The sequence below is a fragment of the Glaciimonas sp. CA11.2 genome (genome assembly GCF_034314045.1).
Taxonomy (GTDB): domain Bacteria; phylum Pseudomonadota; class Gammaproteobacteria; order Burkholderiales; family Burkholderiaceae_D; genus Glaciimonas.
On sequence record NZ_JAVIWL010000001.1, the window covers coordinates 2,181,874 to 2,196,614 of the forward strand.

Annotated in this window: 8 protein-coding genes, 2 tRNA genes and 3 rRNA genes; 7 read left to right on the plus strand and 6 right to left on the minus strand. The window is 50.2% G+C overall.

Annotation, left to right across the window (positions count from 1 at the left end; genetic code table 11):
• Positions 1–3 precede the first annotated feature (3 nt).
• Entirely contained in the window at positions 4–765 is a 762-nt protein-coding gene (locus RGU75_RS09320; RefSeq protein WP_322235218.1) for a ComF family protein, read from the minus strand.
• Between the two features lie 130 nt (positions 766–895).
• Here RGU75_RS09320 and RGU75_RS09325 point away from each other — a divergent pair, with 130 nt between their 5' ends.
• From RGU75_RS09325 to RGU75_RS09355, 7 genes are all read left to right on the plus strand, one after another.
• Positions 896–1,882, plus strand: a complete 987-nt coding sequence (locus RGU75_RS09325; protein ID WP_322235220.1) for a methyltransferase domain-containing protein — start codon at positions 896–898, stop codon at positions 1,880–1,882.
• A gap of 536 nt (positions 1,883–2,418) precedes the next feature.
• Positions 2,419–3,951, plus strand: a 16S ribosomal RNA gene (locus RGU75_RS09330).
• An 89-nt stretch (positions 3,952–4,040) separates the two neighbouring features.
• A tRNA-Ile gene (locus RGU75_RS09335) sits at positions 4,041–4,117 on the plus strand.
• A 21-nt stretch (positions 4,118–4,138) separates the two neighbouring features.
• Positions 4,139–4,214 (plus strand) — tRNA-Ala (locus tag RGU75_RS09340).
• Positions 4,215–4,573: 359 nt separating this feature from the next.
• Positions 4,574–7,456 (plus strand): 23S ribosomal RNA (locus RGU75_RS09345).
• A 178-nt stretch (positions 7,457–7,634) separates the two neighbouring features.
• Positions 7,635–7,747, plus strand: a 5S ribosomal RNA gene (gene rrf / locus RGU75_RS09350).
• Together the 16S, 23S and 5S rRNA genes with 2 tRNA genes alongside form the textbook arrangement of a ribosomal RNA operon.
• A gap of 65 nt (positions 7,748–7,812) precedes the next feature.
• Positions 7,813–8,145 carry a hypothetical protein gene (locus RGU75_RS09355; RefSeq protein ID WP_322235222.1) on the plus strand — a complete coding sequence of 111 codons (333 nt, stop codon included), beginning with the start codon at positions 7,813–7,815 and terminating at the stop codon, positions 8,143–8,145.
• Positions 8,146–8,161: 16 nt separating this feature from the next.
• Here the strand turns inward: RGU75_RS09355 and istB are convergent, their stop codons facing one another.
• The 5 genes from istB to RGU75_RS09380 all read right to left on the minus strand — a co-directional run bounded on the left by istB (position 8,162) and on the right by RGU75_RS09380 (position 14,537).
• Positions 8,162–8,932: an IS21-like element helper ATPase IstB gene (gene istB, locus RGU75_RS09360; protein ID WP_322232626.1), complete on the minus strand. Its 771-nt coding sequence runs from the start codon at positions 8,930–8,932 to the stop codon at positions 8,162–8,164.
• Between the two features lie 11 nt (positions 8,933–8,943).
• Positions 8,944–10,467 (minus strand): IS21 family transposase, encoded by a 1,524-nt coding sequence (gene istA / locus RGU75_RS09365; RefSeq protein WP_322240175.1) that lies wholly within the window; start codon positions 10,465–10,467, stop codon positions 8,944–8,946.
• Positions 10,468–10,929: 462 nt separating this feature from the next.
• On the minus strand, positions 10,930–11,487 hold the full coding sequence (locus RGU75_RS09370; protein ID WP_322240375.1) for an acyloxyacyl hydrolase: 558 nt from the start codon (positions 11,485–11,487) through the stop codon (positions 10,930–10,932).
• Between the two features lie 397 nt (positions 11,488–11,884).
• Positions 11,885–13,081 (minus strand): M20 aminoacylase family protein, encoded by a 1,197-nt coding sequence (locus RGU75_RS09375; RefSeq protein ID WP_322235224.1) that lies wholly within the window; start codon positions 13,079–13,081, stop codon positions 11,885–11,887.
• 169 nt (positions 13,082–13,250) lie between these two features.
• A complete protein-coding gene (locus tag RGU75_RS09380; protein ID WP_322235226.1) occupies positions 13,251–14,537 on the minus strand; it encodes an MFS transporter in 1,287 nt (428 codons plus the stop codon).
• Positions 14,538–14,741 lie beyond the last annotated feature (204 nt).

Consider the following 14,741-nt stretch of genomic DNA (forward strand, 5'->3'; position numbering starts at 1 on the left):
CTTCTATTTAAGTTGTGTTCGGGCAAAGACAATATTAGTGACACGGACGGCTCCGAAGCGTTTTAATGTACGCGCGAGCTCGTTTAGTGTTTCACCGGTCGTCATTACATCATCAATCACGCCGATATGGCGTCCGGAAATGAGTTTGACCGCTTGGGGCGGGACGGTAAAAGCATTGCGCAAGTTTTGGCGGCGCTTATGCAAGGCCAGCTTCGCTTGTGGCAGAGTATCGTGGGGGCGCTGTATTAAATTGGGCTGTAGAGAAATATTCAACAAGCGCGATAGCGGTTTAGCGATTTCTAAAGCCTGATTGAAGCCCCGTTTAGCGATTCGCTTTGGGCTGAGTGGGACCGCAGTTAATATATCAGGTAAATTGTTCGCTATAACTGGTCGGCGTAGTGCGGCATCGCGCAGCATTCTCGCAAATACTGGCGCGAGCGCCAATTGTCCACCAAACTTTAGTGTTAGTACGAGTTGGTCGCCGGGCGCAGCATAGTCAATCGCTACCACCGAAGCATCAAAAGCACGCTTTTGCTTCAGGCAGTCACCACACAAACCGCATAAGTCAGGCGTTTTTCTGCTAATGACGGGCAGAGGGTTTGCGCACTGCTGGCAACGTACTGTTTCATGTGAAAAATAGCTTTGATCGCAGCCGGCACAAATGACGTTTAGACCGATTTGACCGCACAACGCACAGCATGTCGGCAGCCCATCACGCAGAAGAGCGGGTATTTGTTGCGACCAGCGAAGTAGGGCTTTAAGCATCAATGGATCAGCGTATTTGGTTGAAATTGCTCTATATATGTTTGTGGGGACTTTTATGACGTACGTCGCGTAATTGTGCAACGGTGTAAACTAAGTGAATTATCGCACTTCATTTAACCGACAGATTTTAATGCCAATCTCATCCTCTTCACCATCGTCGCCCTCATCTAATAAGCCTTTGGCTTATGCTTTGAATGACGCAGTTTCCAGCGCTCCAATAGATTTGCATCGGGTACGCACATTATTTGCCGATCCATCCTGCGTGCGGGAGTCCGAATTTTTGCGCCGCGAGATTTCAACAAGAATGCATGAGCGCCTAGCGCTGGTTAAAATTTTGCCGAAACGTGTCCTCGACGCGGGATGTGGCGATGGGCCGGATATATATACATTGCAGCAGCGCTTCGCCCAAGCTCGCATATTAGGGTTGGATGCATCGTTCGGAATGTTGTCAGCAGCACAAAATCAGCAAGAGGCAGCGCAGTCTTCAGTCAATCGCCTGTTAAAGAAGTGGCTGCCTATAAAGAGTAGCAGCCTGGAATCGGACCTGCTCTGCGGTGACTTCGCAGCGCTACCGCTGGCGCGTGACGTTGTCGATTTGGTGTGGTCCAATCTGGCATTACATTGGCATCCGCAGCCAGATCGTGTATTTGCTGAGTGGCGAAGAGTCTTGCGAGTTGATGGATTGCTAATGTTTTCTTGTTTTGGTCCAGATACTTTCAAGGAGTTGCGTGGTGCGTTTGCGGCGGCAAATCCTGTGTCGCATATGCCGTTGTTACCGTTTGTGGATATGCATGATTTTGGTGACATGCTGGTGAACGTTGGTTTTTCGACGCCGGTAATGGATATGGAAACAATCACTGTCACTTATGACACGTTAGAGAAGCTACTGGCTGATGTGAAGTCCTTCGGTGGTAATCCTCTTGTAACACGTAGTCGTTCTTTGGTTGGTCGTGCGGCATGGCAGCGCGTAGTGGATGCGATTGAAGCGACGCGCAGAGCGGATGGCAAACTGCCGCTGACATTCGAAATTATTTACGGCCACGCCTTCCGACCAGCACCAAAAAAGACGGCTAATGGAGAGTCTGTAGTGCGCTGGGATTTGGATAAGAAAAGATAATTTAATTTATATTAAAAATTGCTTGCCAGTGTTGAGATGTGTTGCTATAGTTCGGCCTCTGTTGAAAACGACGCGAAATACTGAGTACGGCGCAAGCGGTGCGAAGGGCGAAATTGGAGGCGGAAACGAGGTTGTAAAGTGGGGTGTTTTGAGCGGTAGTTGTGAGTTGATTTGGTTTTAAATTGTTTCTAAAATGATTTAAAAAGAAGTTGACGAAAAGTTCGAAGTGCCACATAATCTCATCTCTCTGCTGCTGACAAACAAAACGCTTTGTCAGCGCTGCGAACACCGAGCGTAAGGTTGGGTGTGACGCCAAACAGAGACAGTTCTTTAACAATTAACAGCCGATAAGTGTGGGCGTTTAATGAAAGTGCAGCGTGAACTACTTCGGTGGTTTGCGTATAACTTAAAACATTAAATGTTCACAAAAGAAGAAAATAGGATATTTGCCTGAGTCAAATTGGGGAGATAGCCTGTCAGTATTTTGAGTGAGCGATAGCAGCGATGCTAGGCAGCAATGCCACAAAACAGAGATTAAACTGAAGAGTTTGATCCTGGCTCAGATTGAACGCTGGCGGCATGCCTTACACATGCAAGTCGAACGGTAACAGGGAGCTTGCTCCGCTGACGAGTGGCGAACGGGTGAGTAATATATCGGAACGTGCCTGGTAATGGGGGACAACTAGTCGAAAGATTAGCTAATACCGCATACGCCCTACGGGGGAAAGAGGGGGCTTCGCAAGAACCTCTCGTTATCAGAGCGGCCGATATCTGATTAGCTAGTTGGTGAGGTAAAGGCTCACCAAGGCTTCGATCAGTAGCTGGTCTGAGAGGACGACCAGCCACACTGGGACTGAGACACGGCCCAGACTCCTACGGGAGGCAGCAGTGGGGAATTTTGGACAATGGGCGCAAGCCTGATCCAGCAATGCCGCGTGAGTGAAGAAGGCCTTCGGGTTGTAAAGCTCTTTTGTCAGGGAAGAAACGGTCTTGGTTAATACCTGGGGCTAATGACGGTACCTGAAGAATAAGCACCGGCTAACTACGTGCCAGCAGCCGCGGTAATACGTAGGGTGCAAGCGTTAATCGGAATTACTGGGCGTAAAGCGTGCGCAGGCGGTTTTTTAAGACAGGTGTGAAATCCCCGGGCTTAACCTGGGAATGGCATTTGTGACTGGAAGGCTAGAGTGTGTCAGAGGGGGGTAGAATTCCACGTGTAGCAGTGAAATGCGTAGAGATGTGGAGGAATACCGATGGCGAAGGCAGCCCCCTGGGATAACACTGACGCTCATGCACGAAAGCGTGGGGAGCAAACAGGATTAGATACCCTGGTAGTCCACGCCCTAAACGATGTCTACTAGTTGTCGGGTCTTAATTGACTTGGTAACGCAGCTAACGCGTGAAGTAGACCGCCTGGGGAGTACGGTCGCAAGATTAAAACTCAAAGGAATTGACGGGGACCCGCACAAGCGGTGGATGATGTGGATTAATTCGATGCAACGCGAAAAACCTTACCTACCCTTGACATGGCTGGAATCCTTGAGAGATCAGGGAGTGCTTGAAAGAGAACCAGTACACAGGTGCTGCATGGCTGTCGTCAGCTCGTGTCGTGAGATGTTGGGTTAAGTCCCGCAACGAGCGCAACCCTTGTCATTAGTTGCTACGAAAGGGCACTCTAATGAGACTGCCGGTGACAAACCGGAGGAAGGTGGGGATGACGTCAAGTCCTCATGGCCCTTATGGGTAGGGCTTCACACGTCATACAATGGTACATACAGAGGGCCGCCAACCCGCGAGGGGGAGCTAATCCCAGAAAGTGTATCGTAGTCCGGATTGTAGTCTGCAACTCGACTACATGAAGTTGGAATCGCTAGTAATCGCGGATCAGCATGTCGCGGTGAATACGTTCCCGGGTCTTGTACACACCGCCCGTCACACCATGGGAGCGGGTTTCACCAGAAGTAGGTAGCCTAACCGTAAGGAGGGCGCTTACCACGGTGGGATTCGTGACTGGGGTGAAGTCGTAACAAGGTAGCCGTATCGGAAGGTGCGGCTGGATCACCTCCTTTCTAGAGTTTGCCCGGACATTAAGCGTCCACACTTATCGGTGTGTTAGTTAGAAGAAGAACAGTCATATTAGGAACGTGCTAATCAGGACGGGTCTGTAGCTCAGTTGGTTAGAGCACCGTGTTGATAACGCGGGGGTCGTTGGTTCGAGCCCAACCAGACCCACCAGTTATAGAGGTACGATTTAAGGGGGGCTTAGCTCAGCTGGGAGAGCACCTGCTTTGCAAGCAGGGGGTCATCGGTTCGATCCCGTTAGCCTCCACCATTTACTTTTCCGGGCACACCGCCTGGTGCATAAAGTAAGCGTAAAAAATCAAACCTAAGTCAGTATTTGCGCGGGGTAGTAGCGTGAAATAAAAGCGATTTAGGTTTGATCTTTTTAAGATCATTGGCTGTTTGTTCTTTAACAATTTAGAAGAAGTAAAGATTCGTCTGCGCTACGACAGTAGTGTGGATGGGTATGATTGTATCAAATCAAAAAGTATTAAAGAGTTCTCAAAAGAGCATACGTAAGTATGCAAATGCGATAACACTTTGGATACGGCAAACGCTAAAGTAATACTCATAAGTAATATCCTATAACCGGTTTTTGGTCGTGAACGCGATCAGAGGCTAACGTTATAGGGACAAGTGAATAAGTGCACATGGTGGATGCCTTGGCGATTACAGGCGATGAAGGACGTAGTAGCTTGCGATAAGCTGCGGGGAGCCAGCAAACAGGCTTTGATCCGCAGATTTCCGAATGGGGAAACCCACCCTTTATGGGTATTGCATACTGAATACATAGGTATGCAAGGCGAACGTGGCGAACTGAAACATCTAAGTAGCTACAGGAAAAGAAATCAACCGAGATTCCCAGAGTAGTGGCGAGCGAAATGGGAACAGCCTGCACGATTTAGCATCAGCGATAATGGAACACTCTGGAAATAGTGGCCATAGAGGGTGATAGCCCCTTACATGAAATCGGTGGTGTGGAACTAAGTGTGCGACAAGTAGGGCGGGACACGTGTAATCCTGTCTGAACATGGGGGGACCATCCTCCAAGGCTAAATACTCGTAATCGACCGATAGTGAACCAGTACCGTGAGGGAAAGGCGAAAAGAACCCCGGAAGGGGAGTGAAATAGATCCTGAAACCGTGTGCATACAAACAGTAGGAGCGGACTTGTTCCGTGACTGCGTACCTTTTGTATAATGGGTCAGCGACTTACATTCAGTGGCAAGCTTAACCGTATAGGGAAGGCGTAGAGAAATCGAGTCCGAATAGGGCGTTCAGTCGCTGGGTGTAGACCCGAAACCAAGTGATCTACTCATGGCCAGGATGAAGGTGCGGTAACACGCACTGGAGGTCCGAACCCACTAATGTTGAAAAATTAGGGGATGAGCTGTGGGTAGGGGTGAAAGGCTAAACAAACTTGGAAATAGCTGGTTCTCTCCGAAAACTATTTAGGTAGTGCCTCAAGTATCACCATCGGGGGTAGAGCACTGTTATGGCTAGGGGTTCATTGCGAATTACCAACCCATTGCAAACTCCGAATACCGATGAGTGCGAGCTTGGGAGACAGACGCCGGGTGCTAACGTCCGACGTCAAGAGGGAAACAACCCAGACCGCCAGCTAAGGTCCCAAAGATTGGCTAAGTGGCAAACGAAGTGGGAAGGCTAAAACAGTCAGGAGGTTGGCTTAGAAGCAGCCATCCTTTAAAGAAAGCGTAATAGCTCACTGATCGAGTCGTCCTGCGCGGAAGATGTAACGGGGCTAAGCCAGTCACCGAAGCTGCGGATATGTACCTATTTATAGGTCATATGGTAGGAGAGCGTTCTGTAAGCCTGCGAAGGTGTCTTGTAAAGGATGCTGGAGGTATCAGAAGTGCGAATGCTGACATGAGTAGCGATAATGGGGGTGAAAAGCCTCCACGCCGTAAGCCCAAGGTTTCCTGTTCAACGTTCATCGGAGCAGGGTGAGTCGGCCCCTAAGGCGAGGCAGAGATGCGTAGCTGATGGGAAGCAGGTTAATATTCCTGCACCGTCGTGTGATGCGATGGGGGGACGGATCGCGGAAGGTTGTCCGACTGTTGGAATAGTCGGTTTTTGGCTCAGAGAAGGCTGTTAGGCAAATCCGGCAGCGTAATTCAAGGGGTTGAGACGAGTGAATTTATTCATGAAGCAATCGGAAGTGGTTCCAAGAAAAGCCTCTAAGCTTCAGTCACACGAGACCGTACCGCAAACCGACACAGGTGGGCGAGATGAGTATTCTAAGGCGCTTGAGAGAACTCGGGAGAAGGAACTCGGCAAATTTGTACCGTAACTTCGGGATAAGGTACGCCCCGGTAGCTTGACTGGCTCGCGCCAGAAGGGTGAAAGGGCTGCAATAAAAAGGTGGCTGCGACTGTTTAATAAAAACACAGCACTATGCAAACACGAAAGTGGACGTATATGGTGTGACTCCTGCCCGGTGCTGGAAGATTAAATGATGGGGTGCAAGCTCTTGATTGAAGTCCCAGTAAACGGCGGCCGTAACTATAACGGTCCTAAGGTAGCGAAATTCCTTGTCGGGTAAGTTCCGACCTGCACGAATGGAGTAACGATGGCCACACTGTCTCCTCCCGAGACTCAGCGAAGTTGAAATGTTTGTGATGATGCAATCTACCCGCGGCTAGACGGAAAGACCCCATGAACCTTTACTGTAGCTTTGCATTGAATTTTGAACCAATCTGTGTAGGATAGGTGGGAGGCTTTGAAGCGTGAACGCTAGTTTGCGTGGAGCCAACCTTGAAATACCACCCTGGTTTGTTTGAGATTCTAACCTTGGTCCGTTATCCGGATCGGGGACAGTGCATGGTAGGCAGTTTGACTGGGGCGGTCTCCTCCCAAAGTGTAACGGAGGAGTTCGAAGGTACGCTAGGTACGGTCGGACATCGTGCTGTTAGTGCAATGGCATAAGCGTGCTTAACTGCGAGACTGACAAGTCGAGCAGGTACGAAAGTAGGACATAGTGATCCGGTGGTTCTGTATGGAAGGGCCATCGCTCAACGGATAAAAGGTACTCTGGGGATAACAGGCTGATTCCTCCCAAGAGTTCATATCGACGGGGGAGTTTGGCACCTCGATGTCGGCTCATCACATCCTGGGGCTGTAGCCGGTCCCAAGGGTATGGCTGTTCGCCATTTAAAGTGGTACGTGAGCTGGGTTTAAAACGTCGTGAGACAGTTTGGTCCCTATCTGCCGTGGGCGTTGGAAATTTGAAGGGGGCTGCTCCTAGTACGAGAGGACCGGAGTGGACGAACCTCTGGTGTACCGGTTGTCACGCCAGTGGCATTGCCGGGTAGCTAAGTTCGGAAGAGATAACCGCTGAAAGCATCTAAGCGGGAAACTTGCCTTGAGATGATATTTCCCGGGAACTAGATTCCCCTAAAGGGTCGTTCGAGACCAGGACGTTGATAGGCTGGGTGTGGAAGCGTAGTAATACGTTAAGCTAACCAGTACTAATTGCCCGTGAGGCTTGTCCCTATAACCTTAGCAGGTTATAGATTAAGCTAATGAGATATGTGTTTGCCTGAAAAGTGCAATCATACCCAGCAGTGCGGTGACACACCCTTGTCACTGCACTGCAGTAATACAAAACTTTACTTCTTCTAGATTGCGTTGTTTGTTGCCCCATTGGGAACACACGACACTACAGTTTATGCCTGATGACCATAGCGAGTTGGTACCACCCCTTCCCATCCCGAACAGGACCGTGAAACGACTTTGCGCCGATGATAGTGCTGCAACCAGTGTGAAAGTAGGTCATCGTCAGGCTCTTATTAGAAAACCCTCTCCGAGTAATCGGGGAGGGTTTTTGCTTTGCAGAAACGATTTATGCAATGACAACCAACAACACTCAACACCCAACCCTCAACAACATTAACCGCGCATCAGCTACCCCGCGACCGGACAAGAGCCAGCAAGCCAAGCGCACTCAGCGCTCACGAGCAATATCTACTGTAATCTTCACATTTCGTGACACTCAGCCTAATCTTGAGATGCTTAGCTATGCGATCTCCTGCCGTCGCCATTGGCTACCATCTTCATTACCTACCCGCCGCTCTTCAGTACACCATTGGCAATCGCTTACCCATTATGCGTATTCTGGTCAACGTGACCGCTCATTCTGGCCGATCGTGACCGCTGCGCCTGCGATGTTGTTACGCGGTTAAATTGTAATGTCTGCGGTCACGATGGGTCGATAGTTTTCTCCTTTTTGCTGGTTTTAGGTCGTTCTGCGCCACGCAGTGAATCGCCGGTCAGTGTCAGCCGATGATTGCGCTGCAGAATGCGGTCCAGGATGGCGTCGGCAATAGTGGCGTCGCCAATCCAGGCATGCCAATGGTCAACAGGAAGTTGACTGGTAATAATCGTCGCTCTGTTTGCCGCCCGGTCGTCAATCATCTCCAGCAAGTCGGAACGGGTCGTGCTGTCGATCGCGCCCATGCCCCAGTCATCAAGTACCAAGACATCGATCTTGGCGAGTTGGAGCAGCCATTTCCCAAAGCTGCCGCTGCCGTGCCGGATGCGTAGTTCTTCCTGTAGACGGGGTACGCGTTGATAAACAGCAGAGTATCCGCGCCGACAGGCGTACTGTGCCAGTGCGCAGGCCAGCCACGATTTGCCAGCACCGGTCGGTCCGGTAATGAGAATGCTGTGGCCAGCACTGACCCAATCTCCCAGCGCCAGACTCATCACTTCACGGCGGTCGATGCCACGCCCCGAGCGGGCATCAATGTCTTCAATCGCCGCTTGTGCGTATTTCAGGTGGGCGTTCTTAAGCAGGCGCAGGAGCTTGCGGTCATTGCGGCAATGGACTTCGCGATCAACCAAGAGTGCCAGACGTTCCTCGAAACTCATCGCCGCCATACTGGCCTGCGTCAATTGTTCCTCCAGTCCGGTCGCTAAGCCATCGAGTTTTAAGGTCCGCAATTGGGCCAGAGTGGTATGCATCATCATCGTTGACATCCTCATTGATAGTAATCAGGGCCACGCACATGGGCATGGTCAGGACTGACCCAATCGCCAACTGGGGCACACGGTGTGCGATCACGGTTATTTTTGAGAATGTCACGGACGTGGCGGTATTGGCAGGCACCGAGCTGTAAGGCCAGCATGCATCCTGCTTCAAGACGTGGCTTGCCGTAGCGCTTGGCCAATGACAGCAGACCAAGACAGGCACGGTAGCCGTGCTCGGGATGTCTGTTCTCGGCCATCAGACGCGTCACCGCCTCCGCTGTCGCCGTACCGATGGTCTGTCCCCAGTGAATCAGTCGCTGTGGCGTCCATTCCAATTGCGCACGATGCGCCACCGGCATATGCAGGGTGTCGGTGGTGAACCCGCCTTCGCCACTGTTGCGCGGATGACTGGCGACACGTTGACCGCGATGCAGGATTTCCACTGTCGTCGCTGTCATCCGGGCTTCCAGCACCTGACCGACCAGGGCTTGCGGCACACTGTAGTGATGGCGGCCGATCTCAACGTGGTAATCGTTATGCACCCTGACAGTCTTGAAATGCGCCATCTCATAACATTGCAATGGCAAAGGCCGTAGCGCCGGGACATCGAGTTGGGCAAACGCACTGGCGCGACTACCGGGTAGCTTCTGAAACGGCTTATCGTTAAGTACGCTCAGCAGCGGTGCGATGGCGACATCGACCTCGTGGACGCTGCTAAATTGCTGATGTCGCAGACGCGCCATGATCCAGCGCTCGACGATCTGCACTGCTGATTCGGCCTTCGCTTTATCCTGAGGATGACGCGGACGGGCTGGCAAGATGGAGGTGCCGTAGTGGCGCGCAAAATCGCGTACGGTGTCGTTACTGCGTGGTTCGTAGCGATTGGCGTCGGCGATCATAGCCTTCGGATTATCGGGAACAATCAACTGCGGTACCCCGCCGAAGAAGCGCAGCGCACGCGCTGTCGAAGTGAGCCAGTCGGCCATCGTCTCACGCGGCGTAGCACAGGCATAGGTGTAGCTCGATGCGCCCAGAGCAGCGACGAAGATGTGGGCACGGCTACCATCAGTGAGACCGATAGTCGGACCAGCATAATCAATGAACAGTTTCTCGCCAGCCCGGTGAATCTGGCGCATAGAGCGTTTGAGCTGTTTGGCAAACTGCCGGTAATTCACGCAGAACTGTGAGTAGGCATAGGTCTGGTGCTGGGCATAATCGGCACGATACTCTTCCCATAGCAACATCAGCGTCATCCCCTTGCGCCGCAGTTCGTGATGCAGCCTGGCGTAATCTGGCTGGACATGGTCTCGGGTCCGTTCTGGCGTGACCAAAAGCCGGTGCGCCAACTCGGTGTCGTCTACATCTTGCACCGCCGACCAGTCCAAACCGGCAACGGCGGCCAGGCCGACATACTTGGTGACGACTCCTTTTGAAATCCCCAGTGCTGCGGCAATCTGCTGGTGCGATAGTTTGGCATCCAGTTTTAAACGTAATACGTCTTTTATCTTACGCATAGTGATCCTTTGTACGGGCACGTTGTCTCCAGACAAACTGGAAGCGTACCCGTTCGGTTGCTCTATGCGTAACATCATCACGGTGCTGTACGACACCATTCCGGTATCGTGACCGATGATTCTGCTATCGTGACCGCCGATTCTGGTCGGGCTTGAAATCGGTCACGATAGACCGGAATGAGCGGTCACGATGCGCCAGAATGGTCGGTCACGATAGACCAGAATCGGTGGTCACGATCGGCCAGAATACCCACCATTAACCGTCACGTCAAATACCCCACACCAAAATAAACACTTTCCTGTAAGGCTTTACATTCTGTGCCAGTCTTCGGTGAACAACACTCCTGAGAGAGATACACTTCCACAGCAAAAAGGCCGCAAACCAAAATGGCGCGGCCTTTTTGCTAATAAATACATTAAATTTAAGCCTTGTCAGAGACTAAACTTTCCCTGCCAACAATAAACATTCGCCAGCGCTAACATTTAAAAGTGATAAGCCGCCCGGATTACAGCGAAATTTGCACCGCTATTGGGCTCCTTAATTCCACCATTAGAAAAATGCTGCAATTTCAGACCAAGGTCCAGACCATTGCTAAAGACATAGCCGACGCCAATGTGGTCACCGAACTCAAATGCTGTAGAAAAGCGACGGCTATTGTTATCGTATAAATGCGACATCAAATGCACGCCAATGCCAGCTTCGGCATAAGTACCTTTTTTATCATCTGCCTGAAAACGGAATACTGGAGTGAACCCGATATCTGTCATTTTTCTTTGCTGACCAGGTGCGTTCTGATACTGATTTTCCCGAAATTCAGTCAAACTCAAGTCCCAGTAACCGCCGATATGCGTGCCGTTTGATTGCCACCACTTGGTTCCCCAATCCCATTGAGTTGCCGCACGGACAAATTGGCTTTTGTTCCCAGTACCAACCTCGAGCGAAGCAGAGTCAGGTGTGTAATTGATTGCATAGGCCGCCTGTACACCAGCTAATAAGCATCCGATTGTAAGGATTTTGAAACCTATTCGTTTTTTATGCATAAAGACTTTCGACAAAGAAATATAAGAGGCAGGTAATGATCTACTAGGATGAGGCAAAATTAAATGGCGGGATGCGCTGCTAAATAATAGTTCAAAATCGAAATTTTTGCAGAATAAGTGATTATGTAGGCTCTTCAAAATACACGTCAATATTTAAAGTCATGGCGCGATCCTGAAGTGGCTTATTGCAGCCTGCACCAACGTATTTTAACGACGGATAGCGTTGCATCTTGCTATTGAAATACGGTATGCCGACAAATCTAAATGTGTAGAATTATCTATCAAGCGGACAAATCGTCATACCGGATTTGAAGACCTGATATGTAAAGTACGTCCCGAATTAATTTACATCAATCAATTAATCTCAACGCAGCTAAGCCACCAGCGAGGGCGTTGATCACTTCACCACCTGTAGATATGCTTCTGCTAGATTAACCCAGTAACTTGCCCCAATAGGGAGCAATTCGTCGTTGAAGTCATAGCTGGCATTGTGTAAGTTGCAAGGGCCGAGTCCATGACCGCCGTCGCGATGGTCGCCGGAGCCATTGCCGAGAAACACATAGCAGCCAGGCTTACTTTGCAACATGAAAGCAAAGTCTTCTGCTCCCATTGTCGGCTCAACCGTTGCATTAACGTTATCGGCACCAGACATCGACTGCATCACAGAGACGGCGAATGCCGTTTCTGTCGGATGATTGACTAGCGGTGGGTAATTACGGTGGAAGCGAAAGTCCACTTCAGCGCCAAATGCTGCGCCTGTGTGATGTGCAATATCACGCATCCGCTCCTCAATTAAATCGAGCACATCGACCGAAAATGTACGAACCGTCCCGATCAATGTAGCCTCATCTGGAATCACATTCGTGGCACTGCCCGAGTGTATTTGCGTGATTGAGAGGACTGCGGAGTCGTTCGGATTCACATTTCGGGCTACGATAGTTTGCCAGCTCTGAGCTATTTGTACGGCGATCATTACCGGGTCAACGCTCTTGTGCGGCTGCGCCGCGTGTGATCCTTTGCCTTTAATAATGACTTCAAACTCATTACTTGATGCCATCATTGGGCCGGGTGTTACACCGAATTTACCGGCGGGCATGCCGGGCCAGTTATGCATGCCAAATACCGCTTCCATAGGACATTGCACAAAAAGACCATCGTCAATCATGCGCTGTGCGCCAGCACCACCTTCTTCCGCTGGCTGAAAAATTAAGTAAACAGTGCCGTCAAAATCACCATGCAAAGATAAGTGCCGTGCGGCACCTAGCAGCATGGCGGTGTGGCCATCATGACCGCATGCGTGCATTTTCCCCTCATGTTGAGAGGCATGCGCGAAAGTATTTAATTCTTGTACCGGTAGTGCATCCATATCGGCGCGCAGACCGATCGCACGTTCACCGTTACCCTTTTTTAGAACACCAACTACGCCAGTAATACCCATTCCACGAATGACTGGTATGTGCCATTCTGTTAATTTTTCGGCGACTACGTCGGCTGTGCGTTGCTCTTTATAACAGAGCTCGGGATGGGCGTGTAAGTCGCGCCGGATAGCTTGAATTTCTGACTGAAACTGGATAATCGATTCGATCAACTTCATAGGTTTCTCCGCATTGTGGACATGGCATTGCCGCTACGACGGGCAATGCCTAAACCTAGATTAGAACATATAAAAAAGCCGGTACTTGCAAAAGCAAGTGCCGGCCAGGTCTATTCCTACCAATGTCACAGAACTTTTATGACAACAGATTAATTTCAATAGTATGAAATTAACGTAACCGCAACTTGTAACGTGCTGCAAGCGTTGCGATCACACTGAGTATGGCGCCAGCAATGACATAGAAAGTCACGGCGAGCTTGTTTTCAGTCGCGGCAATTAACCAGGTGATTGTCATGCCTGCAAAACCGCCAAAAATCATCACGGCGATGTTATAGCAAAGTGACATACCGGTGCCCCGCGTCTGAACTGGAAAGATATCCGATAGCAGCGCAGGCATGGATGCAAAATACATCGTCATTAAAATGCCGATGATGCCTTGCACTAGAAGCAAATTTAAAAAGCTTGGATGCGTCGATAAATAAGAAAATAAAGGATAGGTAAGGACCACAAACAGAATGCTGCTTGTCAGCATAAAAGGTGTTCTACCGTATTTATCGGATAGATGACCAACCAACGGTGAGAAAAGCATCATGATCACCCCGGCCATGATCGTTGCACTAAATGATGCAGTCGATGTCATGCCAAGCTGTTTTACCGCATACGTAGGCATGTAAATGACCAGGTACACCGACACGGTTGCCATGATGACGCTGCCCGTACCGATTAGCAGACGTTCTTTTTGAAATGTCATAATGTCGCGCAATGGCGTACTGGTTGCGCTGGCGGCCGAGAACTCAGGCGACTCTTCCAGGTTTTTACGGATGTAATAGCCAGCCGGTCCGATGAGCAAACCGAACAGAAACGGCAGACGCCATCCCCATCCTTCTAATTGCTCAGTCGATAATTGCGAGGACAATACAGCACCGAAGCCCGCAGCCAATAAAATACTCAGGCCCTGGCTGGCAACTTGCCAACTGGAAAAAAATCCGCGTCGATGCGGCGCATGCTCAACCAGAAAAGCGGTGGAACTTCCGAATTCTCCACCTGCTGAGAATCCCTGAATGAGTCGGGCCAATACAATTCCGGCGGGTGCCCAAAGACCGATCGAGGCATAAGTTGGCATGACGGCGATCATCAATGTGCCGATCATCATTAGCATGATGGAAAACGTCAAAGCAGCCTTGCGTCCGACGCGATCCGAGTACGCGCCAAGTATCACCGCACCAAGAGGGCGCATAAAAAAAGAAACACCAAAGGTTGCAAATGTGATCAGTAACGATACCGTTTGGTTCTCTGTTGGGAAAAATAGTTTCGCAATCGTCACCGCAAATGCACTGTAAATTAGCACGTCAAACCACTCCAATGCATTCCCAATCGAGGAGGAAATGACGGCACGCCAAGTTTGCGGATGATGGTCTGGTATGAGGGATGCGGAGCTACTTTCTTTAATGATCATCGGGGGTTCCTATCGGATGGCTTGCGATTTGTGATTGTTAGCCGGTCAGTTCGGCATGTTGCGGGCGAAATCTTCTAAAGAAAGGTAAGATTCTTCATAGTTCAACGCAGCTGCATTGTCAAAGATAGTAAACCAGTTTGTATATATAGGCATGTAATTTGCATACGAATTTGTCGTCTTCTGTCTTCTCTGACCAATGTCATC

Excerpts from the sequence above, each read along its gene's own strand:
- RGU75_RS09320 (WP_322235218.1), bottom strand. The coding sequence starts at position 765 with ATGCTTAAAGCCCTACTTCGCTGGTCGCAACAAATACCCGCTCTTCTG.
- RGU75_RS09325 (WP_322235220.1), top strand. The coding sequence starts at position 896 with ATGCCAATCTCATCCTCTTCACCATCGTCGCCCTCATCTAATAAGCCT.
- RGU75_RS09355 (WP_322235222.1), top strand. The coding sequence starts at position 7,813 with ATGACAACCAACAACACTCAACACCCAACCCTCAACAACATTAACCGC.
- istB (WP_322232626.1), bottom strand. The coding sequence starts at position 8,932 with ATGATGATGCATACCACTCTGGCCCAATTGCGGACCTTAAAACTCGAT.
- RGU75_RS09370 (WP_322240375.1), bottom strand. The coding sequence starts at position 11,487 with ATGCATAAAAAACGAATAGGTTTCAAAATCCTTACAATCGGATGCTTA.
- RGU75_RS09375 (WP_322235224.1), bottom strand. The coding sequence starts at position 13,081 with ATGAAGTTGATCGAATCGATTATCCAGTTTCAGTCAGAAATTCAAGCT.
- RGU75_RS09380 (WP_322235226.1), bottom strand. The coding sequence starts at position 14,537 with ATGATCATTAAAGAAAGTAGCTCCGCATCCCTCATACCAGACCATCAT.